Origin of the sequence: Streptomyces sp. NPDC012935, from assembly GCF_042900345.1 — a bacterium.
In the GTDB taxonomy this organism is placed as follows: Bacteria; Actinomycetota; Actinomycetes; order Streptomycetales; family Streptomycetaceae; genus Streptomyces.
In genome coordinates, this window is record NZ_JBIBBC010000009.1 from 137,485 (window position 1) to 153,284 (window position 15,800).

Consider the following 15,800-nt stretch of genomic DNA (forward strand, 5'->3'; position numbering starts at 1 on the left):
GCTGTGCGGGGGACCGGACTCAGGCGGTCTTGCGGCCGGTGCGCACCAGGCTGAGCAGTACGCCGAGGGAGAGCGCCGCGACCACCGCGCTGAACGTCTCACCGGCGGGCCGCAGGCTGGTCTCGCGGATGAGGACGCCCACGCCGATCGCGGGCACGGCGAGCATCGAGTACAGGATGGCGAAGAACGTGGACACCGAGGCGCCGCGGTGCTGAGGAGCGCTGCGCGTGGTGATGCTGCCGATGCCGTGGCCGACGGCGATGCCGGTCGCCAGTCCGTTGACGGCGGCGCCGACGAGCAGGGGGGCCAGGGTGCCGGTGGCCATCGAGGCGGCGATCAGGCCCGCGGCGATGATCAGGCCCAGGCAGGACGCGGGCAGGGCGGTGGCCGGCTTGAGGGTGCGCACCAGGAGCTGTCCGAAGGCGGTGCAGGCGAAGGCGACGAAGACCACGAGGCCGGTCAGCGCGTGGCTGGTCTCGTGCAGCACCGTGCCGAGGAAGAGACCGGTCACGGCCGTCAGGACGCCGAGCACCGCGAAGCCGGAACCGGCCGCCATCGCGGAGCGCAGGAAGTCCGAGCGGATCTCGCTCGGCACGTGCAGCGGCTGGAACTGGAGCGAGAAGCCGGACCGGTGGGCGGAGCTCTCCCCGTTCACCATGACCCCGAGCATGCCGATGGCGGCCAGCGCGAGCATGACGACCCAGGGCGTGCGCAGTGGGGAGGGGGCGACGTCGGCCAGGATGCCGGCCAGCAGCGTGCCGCAGGCCAGGCCGCCCATGTTGGCGAACAGCGCGACCGTGGCGGGCTTCACGCGGGCGTCCGGCCCGAGCCGTTCGGCGAGGGAGGCGGTGGCTGCGCCGGTCACCAGGGCCGCCGAGAAGCCCGAGATCACGCGGGCGACGACCATGGCCCCGAGGTTCTCGGCGATCAGGAAGACGGCTGCGGCGCACACGGACAGCAAGGTGGCCGCGATCAGCACGGGGCGGCGTCCCACCTGGTCCGAGAGCCGCCCGAATACCAGCAGCCCGAGGACGACGCCGAGCGCGTAGACGGCGAAGACCACGGTGACGGTGAAGGGGGTGAAGCCGAACTCGTCGCCGTAGAGCGGATAGAGGGGGGTCGGCGCCGTGGTGCCCGCCATGGTGATCCATAAGGCGAAGGCCACGCTGAACACGGCGATCCCGCCGCCCTTCACCCTCTCTGGTGCGCTGGTCCGGTCCATGGCGCGGACGGTCGGATTCCCCACGGGTGTGGCCTCTCATGAGCGGTTGTGAACAGGAGACGCACACGGGTCAGAGACGAGACTTACCGTTGCGTCTACTCATGAGACTAGACTAGTCGTCGCGTCTATTCAATGGGCTCCGGCGATGCTGGGCGGCGGGCGCCCCCCCCGGCGGCCCGCTCAGAGGAGCTTGCGCTGGACCATGACGGAGAGCACCAGGGCGCCCGGCAGCAGAGGTATCCAGACCGTCAGGACGCGGTAACCGATGACGGTGGCCGCGGCCAGGCTCATCGGGGCGCCGAAGGTGACCATCGTGAACACCAGGGCCGCGTCCACGGGACCGATGCCGCCCGGTGCGGGGACCGCGCCGACCGCCGTGCTGGCGAGGAGGAGAGCGAGGGTCACCTGCGTCCACGACAGCGGCAGGCCCAGCGCGAAGCCGACCGAGGCGATCACGCTTGCCTGGAGCAGCGGGGTGGCGGCGGCGCCGCCCCAGAGGGCGAGGACGCGGCTGGGCCGGGTGTGCAGGATCCGCGCGTCGGTCAGGGCGGTGCGGACGAAGCCGAGGAGGGGGCGGCGCAGCGGTCGCACGGTGGTGACGAGCACGCCCGCCGTGACGAGGGCGGCCGTCACACCTCCGGCCACCAGGACCAGCGTCCGCCCGTCCGGGACGAGTTCGCCCAGGTGCAGCAGCTCGGGGAAGGCCACGAGGAAACCGAGCAGGACCACCGTCTTCGCGATCGGCTTGACCAGCGAGTACAGGGCGAGTGAGGCGGTGGCCCTGGCCAGCGGTATGCCGCAGTACTGCAGGAAACGCAGGGTGACGGCGTGGGCGCCGATGCTGGCCGGAAGCACGTGGTTGGCGGCGCCGGCGGCGAACTGCGACGCGACCAGCAGGCCCGGCGGCAGGCGTTCCGGTATGGACCCTTGGCGGACGACCGAGGCGGTCACCCAGCCCATGCACGTGAAGAAGAAGCCGCTCAGCAGCCACCAGGGGTCGGCGGAGGCGAGCCGGAGGGCGCCGTCCTGGACGGTGTGCCAATCGGTCACCGCCCACGCCCCGATCAGCAGGAGCGGGAGCAGCGTCAGCAGGTGGCGCACCAGGCGCGCGGGGGAGAAGCCGGAGCGGGGACGTGCGGAGCGGGCGGTGGCGGCGGTAGCGGGGCAGGCGGGCAGCGGTCCGGGGAGATCGCTGAGCGGGAGAGAGGACACGGCGCGGTCGTCCTTCCGCGTCACACCCGCGCGGACGCGGGCGGACGGCTTGAGGGCGAGGCAGGAGGGGACGTGGGAAACGTGCCCGTCCGGCATGACGCCGTGGTGTCCGGCAGCCGAAGCGACGTCGGCGGGCGAGCGACGCGACCGGGGATGCCGCCTGCGCCGCCCGCGCCGAGGTGTCCGTGATCCGGTGCCGGAGCACGCGCGCCCGACGGCACCCGGGCGCACACTGGAGGAGTGCTGTCGGTGCTCAAGGGGGTGTCGGCATGGCTGCGTGCGGATGTCCGAGGGTGCGGCTGTGGCGGTGGCGGCGCAGCCCGCTGAGGCGGCGCAGCGACGTCATCGAGGCCTGGGTCGTGCTGTGCGGGTGGCTGTTCGCGCTGGGCGCTGCCCTGTTCGCGGGCATCGCCGCGGCGGACGCCGTCGTGGCCTCCGCGGAGCAGCAAAGGGCCGAGAGCCGCAAGGTGACCGCCGTAGTCGTCATGGACGCGGAGGATCCGGGGGCGTCGCGGGTCACCACCGACCATCTCGTGTGGACCACCGTCCGCTGGACCGACGCGGACGGCACGACCCACACGGACGAGGCGCGGGTACCGCCCAAGACGCAGGCGGGCAGCAAGGTCGAGGTGTGGACGGACCGCAACGGCGTCATCGCCAACGAGCCCCTCTCCGAGAGCGAGATGCTGCTGCACTCGGTCGCCGGAGGCATCCTGGCCGGGGCGGCCACCGCAGGCATCGTGCTGGGGTCGGCCTGGGTGGTACGGCTGGGACTGGAGCGGCGTCGGCTGGACGAGTGGGGCGCGGAGTGGGAGCGGCTGGACACGCCGTGGGGGCGGAAGACGGGCTGACGGGCCGGCTGGTACGGCGACCCGGAACGCGTGACAGTCGCCGACGAGGCGCCCGGTGCACATGACAGCGCCCCGGAGGAACTCCGGGGCGCAGCAGCAGGTGTTACTTGACGTCCGCGCTGGGCAGCGCCGACGGGGACGCGGTGTTCAGGTCCTCCAGGCCCTTCGGGATCGCCAGCGTGAGGACCGGCGAGCCCGGCTGGGGCGCGGGCGGCGTCATCTGGTCCTTCGGGAGCTTCGGCGGTGAGGTCTGCTGGAAGTTGTTGGCGTCGAAGTTGACCATCCCCGTCTTCTCCAGGACGGTCATGTGGTCGAGCACGGTGTCGTTCGCCAGGTCGGCCAGCTGACGGACCAAGCTGTTCTGCGTGGTGCCGCGGATCTTCGCGATCGCCGGGAAGATCTGCCCGTGCGTCACCCGCATGATCGCCACACCCGTGGCGTCGAACTCCTTGCCCGTCTTGGAATCCACCGTCGCCACGAACTGCTGCTGCTGCGGGCTGGCCTGGTTGGGCAGCGTGATGTTCAACTCGGACGCGAGCTTGCGGCAGGCGAGGTCGAGCCGGGCGTGTCCGACGACCAGGTGCTCGCCGGCCTCTTTCATCTCCGGGGTCGTGCCCCGCTGCATCGCCATCAGGCCCAGCGGGTGCTCCCACAGGCCGGCCGCGCGGACCTTGACCACGAAGTCCCGGTCGGCCTCGGTCAGCGGCCCGTACTGCGTGTTGGCGATGATGCGGTCCTGGTTGGCGGAGGTGGTCTCCACGCCCAGCATGGCCGGGTAGGCGAGGGCGGAGAGGGTCAGGACGAGGGCGCCTCCCACGAAGACGGTTCCTACCATGCGGCGCGAGACGGGCATCGTGCCTCCAGAGATGAACGGCTGCTACTCCAGGAGGTACGGACGGGACGCGCGAAACAATCACCGCCGCGCGAAAAACTTTGGGGCCGGCTGTGCGTGATGCGTCACACTGGCCGCGGCACGAGCGGGGCCGTCGCGGGGCTCAGCGCAGGTGGCGCTCGAAGTAGTTCATGGTGGCCTCCATGGAGTCCGGCCACCGTGGCCCGAACGTGTGCCCCTCACCCCGGTACGTCCGCAGCTCCACGTTCTTGCCCGCCGCCTCGAACGCCGCGACGGTCGTCCTCGTCCACGCCAGGGGGCAGGTGTCGTCGGCGGTGCCGTGGTGGATCAGCAGCGGCTCGGTGACCCGGTCGACGTAGGTGAGCGGCGAGACCTGCCGCCAGAACTCGGGGTTCTCCTCCGGGGTGCCGTGCGCGGCCTCGATCTCGGCGACGAGCGGGTCGCCCTCGGGGCGCTGGAAGTGGTCGATGTTCTGCTCGGGGCGCGAGCTGACCGGCGCGAACACGACGGCGGCGTCGACGAGACCGGGCGCCACCACCAGCGTGTTGTACACGACCCCACCGCCCATCGACCGCCCCATCAGGCCGATCCGGTCGTCGTCGACGTCCGGCCGCGCCGCGGAGCGCAGCGCGTGGACGGCGGCGATGACGTCCTCGGTGTAGCCGAGACGCAGGTTCACGTCGTTGTCGGGGTCGTTGTCGGAGCCTGCGTGGTTGCGGTAGTCGGTGTGCAGGACGACATAGCCGTTGCGGGCGAGGAGGTCCTGCTCCCGGGGCATGCCCTGGCCGGTCGTGTAGACGTCCGGGTCGATGTAGCCGTGCGCCAGGACCAGCGCCGGGAAGGGGCCCTTGCCGGTGGGGACGTTCATGATGCCGGAGATCTTCAGGCCGTTGGACCGGTACGTGACGGCGTACTGCGTGTAGGAGTCGGTGCGTACGCGTACGGCACCGAGGCGGAGGTCGGCGCCGCGGTGCTCGCGCTGGATCAGGGCCGGGAGGGAGACGGGGTCGGCGGGGGTGGGGGAGGGAGTGGGCGTCGCGCTCGGGCTGCCGCTACCCGCTCCGGGCGACGCCGGGGCAGCCGTAGGCGCCGGCTCGTCGCCGTCACCGCCGTCACCGGTGCAGCCGACGGCGGTCACGAGCACCAGCACCAGCCCGGCTCCGAGACGGGCCACGCACCGCGGGTACCGCATGCGGCCAAGTATTCCTCGCTCCGCCACGGTCGGCTCCCGCTGCGGTGGCCCGATGCCACGGTGTTCCGCGCGTCCCGGTCACCGGTGTTCCGTGCGTCCCGTCACCGCATCCGGGTGCCGGAAAGGTGCAATCGTGCCGGGTATCCGGCAGGTCTACGGTGATATGGCCTCGAAGCCTCCGACGGGCCGCAGGCCGGGTGGCGGTGTGCGCTCGGGTGGTTCCGGGTGGCTCCGCACCCGCCCGCGCCCACACGCCGGGCCCCGACCGGGTGTGGCGCAGTGGGACCTGCCCAGCGACCCGGCCGTGGTCAACCACGCGCGTGTCGTGGTCACCGAACGGCTCGCCGCCCAGGGTCTCGACGACCCGGCGTTCACCACCGCACTGCTCGCCGGTGAACTGGTCACCAACGCCAACCGCCACGCCACCGGCCCCCGTCCAGCTCCGCCCGCTCCGCGATCGCGCCCTGGTCTGCGAGGTCTCCGACCTGTTCCTCGTCGCCCGGCTCACCGGGCGCTGGGGACGAGGAACACGCCCAACGGGGAGCTCATCCGGACGGAGCAGCCGCTGCCGCGACCGGCAGTCCCGGTCCGGGGCAGCGCACGTCCGCCGCAGGCACCTCCCCGTGGACGAGATAGCCCGCCACCGCCCCGTCCACACAGGCATTGCCCCGGCTGGCGAACACCCCGTGCGAGTAGTCGTCGTCGAGCGTCACCAGCCGGGAGCCGGGCAGCAGTTCGCGCAGTTGCCGGGCGCCCTCGATCGGGGTCACCGGGTCGTGCGCGGAGGCGACCAGCAGCACGGGAGGGGCGGCCGGACTGCCCAGTTGGGTGCGCCGCACGGGGCGGTGGTGCCAGTACGCGCAGGCAGCCGCTTCCAGGCCGGTCAGGACCGGCTGCGGGTCGGCACGTCGTATGCGCCGCACGTCCGCCACGACCCTGCGGGGCGTCGGCGCCGGTCCGTCCGCACACTTCACGATCCGGTTGGCCGCCTCGTAGTTGCGCGACTGCGGGCTGTCGAAGGCGGATGCGGGACGCAGGCCTGCCACGCTCCCGGCCGTCAGGTAGCCGTGTAGCCCGTCGGCGAGGCCCGTCCAGCGTTCGGTGCGGCCGAGGGCGCGGTAGACGGCCCGGTCGAACTCCGCCGGGCCGAAGCCGCCGACCGGGCGCGCGGCCAGGCCGTGGCGTACACGCAGATACGAGCGCCGTACGGCGCCCGCGTCGCCACCCAGCCCGAAACGTTCGGCATGCGCGGCGGTCCAGGCGAAGAACGTGTCGCGGGCCCGCAGCATCGCCCGGCTCTGGATCACGTCGAAGTCGTACCAGTCCCAGGGGCCGACCACGCTGTCCAGCACCATGCGGCCCACCCGGTGCGGAAAGCGCGCCGCGTACGCCGCGCCGAGGTAGGTGCCGTACGAGACTCCGAGGAAGCTCGTCCGCGGCTCACCGAGCGCGGCGCGGATCGCATCCATGTCGTACGCCGTCTGCTCGGTGGACAGGTACGGCAGCATCCGTGCGCCGGCGCTCGTCGCGCAGTCGTCGGCCAGGTGGCGCAGTGACGTGAGGTACGACCGTTCGGCCTGCGGGGTCGTCGGCACCGGGTCGGCCCCGGGAGCGGAGAACAGGCCGCCCATCGCGCCGCAGCCGGCCGGCGCGCTGTGGCCCACGCCGCGCGGGTCGAAGCCGATGACGTCGTACGAACGCCGCACGCTCGCGGGGAGTTTGGCGCGCTTGGTCACCGCGTAGGGGAGCCCGGAGCCGCCCGGACCACCCGGGTTCACCAGCAGGATGCCGCGCCGCTCGGCGGGTGTGCCGGAGGCGGGCACGCGGGAGACGGCGATCTCGATGCCCGGGCCGGACGGGTTCTTGCGGTCGAGCGGGACGGTGAGGCGGCCGCATTCCACGCGGTCGGGTGCGGGGGGCGCCGGCACGGAGTCCGGGCAGGCGCCGAAGGTGAGGGCGGCCGGCGCGGCCGTAGCCCGGTCGTGCCCGGTCGTGGGGAGCAGGGCTGCCGCGGCCACTAGGGCGCACAGCAGGGCGGTGGGGCGGGGCAGGACGGTCAAGGTCTCTCCGATTCTCCGAAGCGGGGTAAGAACGGGGTAGCAAATGAAAATGATTATCGATAGCGTGTGCCAGTCAAGTCCGGCACCCCTCCCGTCGAGGGGCGGTCCGGGCTGCCCTGCCGTCTGAATTCACGTCATGAAAAGGGGAGTTGTGGCTCATCTGCTGGTGGTCGAGAGCTGGGTCGGATCGATGAGCAGACTGCTGCCACGCGCCATCCGTGAGGGCGGGCACGAGTTCACCTTCCTCACTCGTGACCTGCATCACTACCTGCGCTCGGCGCCCGAGGGGGCGGCCCATCCGCTGCTCGGCGCGCGCAATGTGATCACGACCGACACCAATGACCTCGACGCCCTGCTGCCCGAGGTGGAGCGGCTGCACTCGGTGCTGGGCTTCGACGGGGTGATCACCTCCTGCGACTACTACCTGCCGACGGTGGCGCGGATCGCCGGGCGCCTCGGTCTGCCCGGCCCCGGTCCCGAGGCGGTGGAGAACGCCTGCCGCAAGGACGCCACCCGTCACGTCCTCGCCGACGCGGGGCTGCCGGGACCCCGGTTCGCCGTGCACGAGGAGTGGGCCGATCTCGCGCGGGCCGCGAAGGAGATCGGCTATCCACTGGTCGTCAAGCCGGTCGACCTGTGTGCGGGCATGTTCGTGCGTCGCGTGGACGATGAGGATCAACTCGCCGATGCCGTAGGGGCGTTGGCCGACTTCCCGGTCAACGCCCGCGGTCAGCTGCGCACCCGCGCCGTCCTCCTCGAAGAGCTGCTCGACGGCCCCGAGGTGAGCGTCGAGACCGTGTCGTATGCGGGCGCCGTGCACATGGTCGGCGTCACCGACAAGAGCATCGGCGCACCGCCCGCCTTCGTCGAGACCGGCCACATGTTCCCCGCCGCCCTGTCGCTCGCCGACATCGAGGCCGCCGAGCAGACCACGCTCGGCGCGCTCAAGGCGCTCGGGCTGACGGACGGGGTCGTGGCGCACACCGAGATCAAGCTGACCTCCGCCGGGCCGCGCGTGGTCGAGGTCAACCCCCGGCCCGCCGGCAACCGCATCACCGAGCTCGTCCGCCACGTCACCGGCATCGACCTCGCCGCGGCCTTCGTGGACGTCGCCCTCGGCCGCAGGCCGGACCTCAGGCGCACGGACACGGGGCTGTGCAGCGCCGCCATCGGCTTCCTCGTCCCGGAGCGCGCGGGCACGCTGGAGGCGCTCGACGGACGGCAACTGATCGATCTGCCGGACGTGTTGGAGGTGCAGCTCGCCGACCCCGGCAAGGTGGTGACGGCGGCCGGCAGCAACAACGAGTACCTGGGCCACGTCATGGCCGCCGACCCCGACGGGCCCGGCGCCCGCGACCGCGTCGAAGGGCTGCTGACCGGACTGCGCGCGGGGCTGGTGATCCGGTGACCGCCGTCAACGCCTCGCCGGCGTCGCACTGCCGGACGTACGAAGACCTGGTCGCACACGTCCGCGCGGGCGCCCTCGGCCCCGATCCCGGCACGCAGCGGATCGCCGTCGCCTTCACCACCCGGCAGGCCGTACGGCACGACGGGCGCGGCACCGGCTACCGCAACGAGGTGCTCAGCCTCCGGCTCGCCGAGGCCGTCGGGTCATGCGCCGTCGAGCCCGGCGAACTGCCCGACGGCGCGCTCGACGACTGCGTCGGCGCCGACGTGGCCCGGCTCCTCGATCATCCGGTGCCTGCCGTGCGGGTGGCCGCCCTCGACGCCTACCTGATGCACATCACCCCGCACACCCCGGACCACGGGGCGCGGCCCGTCGCCCTGCCCGCCGGGTCGTCGCTGGAGAAGTCCACGGCGCGGGCGAGGGCCGTGATCGAGCTGCTCGACCTGCCGGCCGGAAGTACGGTGCTGGTGGTCGGGGTGGTCAACTCCCTGCTGGCGGCGCTGCGTTCGCGTGGGTTCGGCTATGTCCCGTGCGACCTCAAGGGCGGCGCCACGGAGTGGGGCGAGCCGGTCGTCGCCGACGCGCTCACCGCGGCCGGGAGCTGCGACGCGCTGCTGGTGTCCGGGATGACCCTGGGCAACGGCACCTTCGAACCGCTACGGCAGCACGCGCTGCGGCACGGCAAGCAGCTGGTGATGTTCGCGCAGACCGGCAGCGCGGTGCTGCCCCGCTTCCTGGGGCACGGCGTGAGCGCGGTGTGCGCGGAGCCGTACCCCTTCTTCTGGCTCGACGGCGGCCCCGGGATCGTCCATCGGTACAGGTCCACCGAGGTCGCCGATCGCCATGGCTGTCCCGGCGGTGAGCGATGACCCCCACCACCGCCACAGCCGTACATCCCACCGCCCGCCCCGAGTTGCTCGCCCTGCTCGGCCGCACGCCCGTCGTCCGGGTCGGCGCCGACCTGCCGCACGCCCACCCCGGATTCTGGGCCAAGCTCGAAGGGCTCGCGGCGGGCGGCATGAAGGCGCGAGCCGCCGTGTCGATGCTGCTCGGCGCGCGGGAGCGCGGGGAACTGCGTCCCGGCGCCCCGGTGGTGGAGTCCACCTCCGGCACACTCGGCATCGGACTCGCCTTCGCGGGGCAGGCGCTCGGCCATCCCGTCGTCCTGGTCGGCGACAGCGAACTCGAGCCGTCCATACGGCAGTTGCTGCGTTCGCACGGCGTCCGCCTGGAGATCGTGGACCGCCCCGCGCCGCAGGGCGGCTGGCAGGCGGCCCGGCTCGGCCGGCTGCGCGAACTGCTCGCCGACCTCCCCGGCGCCTACTGGCCCGACCAGTACAACAACCCCGACAACACGGCCGGTTACGCCTCCCTGGCCGCGGAGCTCTCCGCCCAGCTCGACCACCTGGACATCCTGGTGTGCAGCGTCGGCACGGGCGGCCACAGCGCCGGCATCATCGGCCCGCTGCGCCGGCACTGGCCCGCGCTGCGGCTCATCGGCGTCGACGCCACCGGCTCCACGATCTTCGGCCAGCCCGCCCGGCCCCGCCTGATGCGCGGCCTCGGCAGCAGCATCCACCCGCGCAACGTCGCCTACGACGCCTTCGACGAGGTCCACTGGATCGGCCCCGCCGAGGCCGTGGACAGCTGCCGCCGGCTCGCCCGGGGCAGCTTCGTCAGCGGCGGCTGGAGCACCGGCGCCGTCGCGCGGGTCGCCGCGTGGGCGGCCTGCGTGCACCCGGGGGCGGTCGTCGCCACGGTGTTCCCCGACGGGCCGCACCGCTATCTCGGCACCGTCTACGACGACGACTTCATCGCCGCCCACGGCCTCGACCTCGCCGGCGCGGCCGGCCGACCCGTGGAGATACCGCACCCGTACGCCGCCGAGGCGAGCGGATGGGCGCGGTGCGCGCGGGTGGCCGATCCGCTCTCTCTGGGAAGGACACCGTGAAGGCGCACCTGCGCACCGTACGTCTCGAACTCGCCGAGCCGCTGCGCATCTCCCGCTCCACCATGACCGCCCGCGACGCCGTCTGGCTGGGCGTCGAGCACGAAGGAGTGACCGGGTACGGCGAGGCCGTCAGCAGCGTGTACTACGGGCTGGACGCCGAGACGCTCGTACGGCTGATCTCAGCAGTCGACCTGGAACGGTTCGCCGATCCCGAGAGCGCGCTTCAGGCTCTGCCCTCCGGTGGCGTTCCGCCCGCTGTCACGGCCGCCGTCGAGTCCGCGCTCCTCGACCTGGCCGGCAAGCGCGCGGGCGTCCCCGTCCACAGCCTGCTCGGTACGACGGCACCTCCCGTGGCGGCCACCGCGCGCACCATCGGCATCACCTCGCCGATCCGCGCGGCCGCCGAGGCCCGCCGGCTGGCCGCGAGCGGTTTCAAGATCGTCAAGGTCAAGGCGGGCACCCCCGACCCCGAGGACGACATCGAACGCGTACGGGTCATCCGCGACGCCGCTCCCCGGGCCCGGCTGCTCCTCGACCCCAACGGTGCCTGGAGCCCGGCACGGGCGGCGGCCCTGCTGCCCCGTTTCGCCGACCTCGGCGTCGAGGCCGTGGAGCAGCCCCTCGCGCCCGGCGACCCGGACGCACTGGGCGCCCTCGCCGAGAAGTCGCCGCTGCCCGTCATCGCCGACGAGGACGCCGTGTCACTGGCCGACGTGCGGCGCCTGGCCGGGCGCGTCCACGGCGTCAACGTCAAGCTCGCCAAGTGCGGGGGCGTCCATGCGGCCCTGCGGATCGCCGAGGCGATCGAGGGCAGCGGGACCGACCTGATGCTCGGCTGCCTCACCGCCAGCACCCTCGGCCTGGCGCCGGCCGTCCACCTGGCCGACCGCGCCCGCTGGACCGACCTCGACGGGCATCTGCTGCTCGCCCGTGACCCGTGGCGCGGGATCGGCGGCGCGGACGGCTTCGTGCGGGCAAGTACCCGTCCCGGCCTGGGAGTCGAGGAGGTGACGGCGCATGAAGACGTGGCATGAGATGCGGCGCTTCCCGCTCGCCGTGCAGCTGCTCCTCGTCAACCAGCTCGGCGTCAACATCGGCTTCTACCTCCTCATCCCCTACCTCGCCACGCACCTCGGCCAGAACCTGGGCATGTCGGCGGCCGTCGTCGGTGTCGTGCTCGGCGTGCGCAACCTCAGCCAGCAGGGCCTGTTCATCATCGGCGGCTCGGCAGCCGACCGGCTGGGGGCGCGGGGCGTCATCATCGCCGGGTGCGCCCTGCGGACCGTCGGGTTCGCGTTGTTCGCGCTGGGGGACGGGCTGCCGGTGCTGCTCGCCGCGTCGGTGCTGAGCGGGCTCGCGGGGGCGCTGTTCAACCCGGCCGTGCGGGCGTACGTCGCGCAGGAGGCGGGGGAACGGAAGGCGGAGGCGTTCGCGTTGTTCAACGTCTTCGCGACGACAGGTGCGCTGATCGGCCCGCTGCTGGGCAGCGCCCTGCTCCTGGTCGACTTCCGCACATCCGCGCTGACCGCCGCCGGGATCTTCGCGGTGCTCACTGTCGCCCAGGCTCTCGTCCTTCCGGCACGCAAGGTCGAGCCCACCGGGACCGGCGTCCTCGGCGACTGGCGCGAGGTGCTCGGCAACCGGGCCTTCCTGGCCTTCGCCCTCGCCATGATCGGCATGTTCACCCTGGAGAACCAGCTCTACCTGCTGCTTCCCGACGGCGCCCGCGAGGCCACCGGCTGGGACGGAGCGGCGGGCATCGTCTTCCTCGTCGGCACGGTGGCCAACCTGGCACTCCAGCTGAGGATCACACGAAGCCTCAAGTCCCAGGGCAGCCGCGGGGGTTGGATAGCCGTCGGCGTCGCGGTGATGGGCCTGGCCTTCCTGCCACCTGCTCTGGTCGCGGGCACGGCGTCCGCCGGGTGGCTCGACGCGATACCCGTGCTGCTCGGCGCGCTCCTGCTCTACCTCGGCGTCATGGTCGCCTCGCCCTTCGTGATGGAGCTGATCCCGCGCTTCGGCCGCCCCGAGCTGACCGGCACGTACTTCGGGATCTTCTACGTCGTCTCCGGCATCGCCGCGGCCCTGGGCAACGCCGTCGTGGGCTGGGCCATGGACGCGGGGGAGAGCGGTGGCCGTGCATGGCTGCCATGGGTGTGCTGCGCGCTCTTCGGGCTGGCCTCGGCCGGAGGGGTGGCGTGGCTGCAGCGGCGTGGGGCACTGCCGGCGAGTCCCGCGGCGGCGGCTCCGCTGCGGGACGAGGAGAGGAGCAACGCGTGAGCGCTGCGAGGGGAGTTGACGTGGAGCGGCCCGGGTCGGAGGGAGCGGACGTGCAGCGGCGGGCGGGCGGTGAGCAAGCGGACGGCCGTGGGCAAGGTGCGGCTGTCAGCGAGCCGGGCGTGGCCGTCGCGGCGACGGGTGAGCGGGCAGGTTCAGGCCAGGTCGCCGCCCCCGAGCAGGTCGGCAGGCGCCGGCGCGTGGCTGACGGCGCAGCAGGCGGAGGTCGTGACTCCGGGGGCGACGGGGCCGGGCACGGTGCCTCCGTTCCCGGCGGCCGCCCGCAGGACGAGAGCACCCTCGCCCCCAGCACCCCGGCCGACAACCGCAACCTTCTCACCGACAACCCCGCCCTCTACGAGGCCCGCTTCCCCGATCCGGACCGGCTCGCCGGGCGCTGGGCCGAGGACTGCCTGCGCCGCCACGGCGCCGGACCGCGGGTGCTCGACATGGGCTGTGGCACCGGGCGCGACGCCGCCCACCTGCACTCCGCCGGTCGTACGGTGACCGGTGCCGACCTCTCCGAGGCGATGCTGGCGTACGCCCGGGTCCGGCATCCGGGACCGGCGTACGTACGGGCCGACCTGCACGGGTTCGACCTTGGCCGGGCTGCCTTCGACGCGGTCGTCTGTCTGGACAGCTCCCTGCTGTACTGCCACACCAACGACCAGCTCGACGGCTTCCTGGCCGCCTGCAGTCACTCCCTCGCACCGGGCGGTCTGCTGGTCGCGGAAATGCGTAACGGCGCCTATTTCCTCGGCCGCACGGACCTCCTCGACGCCCCGTCCGTCAACGCCTTCACCTGGCAGGGCGTCGCCTACCGGTCGACCACCACCCTGACCGTCGACCGCACGGCCCAACTCCTGTGCCGTACCCGCGTATGGACCGCCGATGAGGGCGGCGTCGACGCGGCGCCCGTCGAACAGCACTCCGCATGGCGACTGCTGTTCCCGCACGAGCTGCGCCACTTCCTCGACGCGCACGGCTTCGAGGTGCTCGAACTGCACGACGGCCCCGGCCCCCGCACCGAACCGCCCTGGCGGGACGGCCGGTTGCCGGGGACCGCCACGGACGCGGACCGGCTGCACGTCGTCGCGCGCCGTCGGCACACCAACTGAGCTGTCTGCACACCAACTGACACGAAGAACACGAAGGAACAGTCATGTACGACGAACGCTTTCCCGGTCTGCACCGCCGCGGCTTCCTCGCCGCCACATCGGCCGCCGCCGCCCTCGCCCTCGTCGGCTGCTCAGGCGGCACCGACGACAAGGCGGCCGGCGCCTCCGGCACCCCCAAGCGCGGCGGACGGCTGCGCGCCGCGTTCGCCGGAGGCGGCGCGAGCGAGACCCTCGACCCGCACCTGGGCAACCTCTTCGCCGACGTCGCCCGGTCCAAGGCCCTCTTCGACAAGCTCGCCGACTACGGCGCCGACCTCTCCGCCCAGCCCCGCCTCGCCGAGAAGTGGGAGGCCAACAAGACCCTCGACCGCTGGCAGGTCACCCTCCGCGAGGCCACCTTCCACGACGGCAGCCCCGTCACCGCCAAGGACGTCCTCTACAGCTACCGCCGTATCGCCGATCCCCAGCAGGCGTTCCGCGCGAAGGCGTCCCTGGAGCCGATCGACCTCGACGCCAGCCGGGCGACCGGCGCGCGGAGCATCGAGTTCGTGCTCAAGCGGCCCACCGCCGAATTCCCCAACATCCTGGCCGCGTTCGGCGCCTACATCGTCCCGGAGGACGCCACCGAGTTCGACGACAAGCCGATCGGTTCGGGTCCCTTCCGGTTCGTTTCCTTCGCGCCGGGCCGCTCGGCCGTGTTCCGCCGCTACGACGGCCACTGGGACGGCGCCCCGCTCCTCGACGAGATCGAGTTCGTCGTCGCCAACGAGGAGTCCGCCCGCGTCAACGCCCTCCTCGGCGGTCAGGTCGAGTACGCGCACGAGCTCAACCCGACCACCGCCCGCGCCCACGAGGCCGGCGGCCAGATCGAGATCGTGCGGCTGCGCAACAGTGCCATGCAGGCCTTCTGCATGAAGACCGACCGGGCGCCCTTCGACGACAAGCGGGTCCGCGAGGCGTTCTTCCTCATCGCCGACCGCCAGGAACTCGTCGACGGCGCGCTGTCCGGCGCGGGCGAGATCGGCAACGACCTGTTCGGCAAGGGATACGAGTACTACGCCGCCGATCTGCCGCAGCGCACCCAGGACCTCGACAAGGCCCGGGCCCTGCTCAAGCAGGCCGGCGCCGACAAGCTCAAGGTCACCCTGGACACCTCGGCCGTCGCCGCCGGGTTCACCGAGGCGGCCGGCATCTTCCGCGACCAGGCCGCGAAGGCGGGCGTCACGATCGACGTCAGGATGGGCAGCAAGGACTCGTACTGGAGCGACATCCTCGACGGCGGCACCCTGTGCTGCTACCGCTCCGGCCCCATGCCCATCGAGTCCCACATCTCCCAGCGGCTGCTCACCGACTCCACCACCAACGCCACCAAGTGGCAGCACAAGGACTTCGACGGCCTCTACCAGCAGGCCCAGTCCATCCGGGACAAGGCTGAGCGGGCCGCCGTCTACGAGCGCATGCAGCGCCGTCTGTACGCCGAGGGCGGCTTCCTCATCTGGGGCTTCGCCGACTGGATCATCGCAACCGCTCGCACGGTGAAGGGAGTTGAGACCAAGGCCCCCGCCAACACGCTCGACTGGGCGCGCTTCGACAAGGTGTGGCTGGCGTGAGGACCAAGCGGGCCGAGCCAAGCCGGACACGGTTCGGCGGCGCCGC

At 72.6% G+C, this 15,800-nt stretch carries 12 protein-coding genes and 1 pseudogene; 8 read left to right on the forward strand and 5 right to left on the reverse strand.

The annotated features are described in order from the left end of the window. Positions 1-19: 19 nt before the first annotated feature. Positions 20-1,222: an MFS transporter gene (locus ACFY5C_RS22790; RefSeq protein ID WP_389446905.1), complete on the reverse strand. Its 1,203-nt coding sequence runs from the start codon at positions 1,220-1,222 to the stop codon at positions 20-22. Between the two features lie 180 nt (positions 1,223-1,402). Beyond that, positions 1,403-2,434 carry a YbhN family protein gene (locus ACFY5C_RS22795; RefSeq protein WP_389447193.1) on the reverse strand — a complete coding sequence of 344 codons (1,032 nt, stop codon included), beginning with the start codon at positions 2,432-2,434 and terminating at the stop codon, positions 1,403-1,405. A 269-nt stretch (positions 2,435-2,703) separates the two neighbouring features. Here ACFY5C_RS22795 and ACFY5C_RS22800 point away from each other — a divergent pair, with 269 nt between their 5' ends. Further along, on the forward strand, positions 2,704-3,285 hold the full coding sequence (locus tag ACFY5C_RS22800) for a hypothetical protein (protein ID WP_389446907.1): 582 nt from the start codon (positions 2,704-2,706) through the stop codon (positions 3,283-3,285). Between the two features lie 103 nt (positions 3,286-3,388). Here ACFY5C_RS22800 and ACFY5C_RS22805 read toward each other — a convergent pair whose 3' ends face one another. The 3 genes from ACFY5C_RS22805 to ACFY5C_RS22815 all read right to left on the reverse strand — a co-directional run bounded on the left by ACFY5C_RS22805 (position 3,389) and on the right by ACFY5C_RS22815 (position 7,390). Next, entirely contained in the window at positions 3,389-4,138 is a 750-nt protein-coding gene (locus tag ACFY5C_RS22805; RefSeq protein ID WP_389446909.1) for a DUF4142 domain-containing protein, read from the reverse strand. A gap of 142 nt (positions 4,139-4,280) precedes the next feature. Continuing rightward, positions 4,281-5,330 (reverse strand): alpha/beta hydrolase family protein, encoded by a 1,050-nt coding sequence (locus ACFY5C_RS22810; protein ID WP_389446911.1) that lies wholly within the window; start codon positions 5,328-5,330, stop codon positions 4,281-4,283. Positions 5,331-5,875: 545 nt separating this feature from the next. Further along, positions 5,876-7,390, reverse strand: a complete 1,515-nt coding sequence (locus ACFY5C_RS22815) for an alpha/beta hydrolase (protein WP_389446913.1) — start codon at positions 7,388-7,390, stop codon at positions 5,876-5,878. 151 nt (positions 7,391-7,541) lie between these two features. Between ACFY5C_RS22815 and ACFY5C_RS22820 the strand changes: the two genes are divergently transcribed. The 7 genes and pseudogenes from ACFY5C_RS22820 to ACFY5C_RS22850 all read left to right on the forward strand — a co-directional run bounded on the left by ACFY5C_RS22820 (position 7,542) and on the right by ACFY5C_RS22850 (position 15,754). Further along, positions 7,542-8,798 (forward strand): ATP-grasp domain-containing protein, encoded by a 1,257-nt coding sequence (locus ACFY5C_RS22820; protein ID WP_389447195.1) that lies wholly within the window; start codon positions 7,542-7,544, stop codon positions 8,796-8,798. Then, positions 8,795-9,667 carry a Rossmann-like domain-containing protein gene (locus ACFY5C_RS22825; RefSeq protein ID WP_389446915.1) on the forward strand — a complete coding sequence of 291 codons (873 nt, stop codon included), beginning with the start codon at positions 8,795-8,797 and terminating at the stop codon, positions 9,665-9,667. The genes ACFY5C_RS22820 and ACFY5C_RS22825 overlap by 4 nt, the downstream gene beginning before the upstream one ends. Then, positions 9,664-10,749, forward strand: coding sequence for a PLP-dependent cysteine synthase family protein (locus ACFY5C_RS22830; protein ID WP_389446917.1), 1,086 nt, complete (start codon positions 9,664-9,666; stop codon positions 10,747-10,749). The genes ACFY5C_RS22825 and ACFY5C_RS22830 overlap by 4 nt, the downstream gene beginning before the upstream one ends. Then, on the forward strand, positions 10,746-11,783 hold the full coding sequence (locus tag ACFY5C_RS22835; RefSeq protein WP_389446918.1) for a dipeptide epimerase: 1,038 nt from the start codon (positions 10,746-10,748) through the stop codon (positions 11,781-11,783). The genes ACFY5C_RS22830 and ACFY5C_RS22835 overlap by 4 nt, the downstream gene beginning before the upstream one ends. Next, positions 11,767-13,029, forward strand: a complete 1,263-nt coding sequence (locus ACFY5C_RS22840) for an MFS transporter (RefSeq protein ID WP_389446920.1) — start codon at positions 11,767-11,769, stop codon at positions 13,027-13,029. The genes ACFY5C_RS22835 and ACFY5C_RS22840 overlap by 17 nt, the downstream gene beginning before the upstream one ends. A 326-nt stretch (positions 13,030-13,355) precedes the next feature. Next, a pseudogene (locus tag ACFY5C_RS22845) lies at positions 13,356-14,144 on the forward strand (class I SAM-dependent DNA methyltransferase); the annotation flags it as partial. Positions 14,145-14,188: 44 nt separating this feature from the next. Beyond that, a complete protein-coding gene (locus ACFY5C_RS22850; protein WP_389446922.1) occupies positions 14,189-15,754 on the forward strand; it encodes an ABC transporter substrate-binding protein in 1,566 nt (521 codons plus the stop codon). Positions 15,755-15,800: the final 46 nt, after the last annotated feature.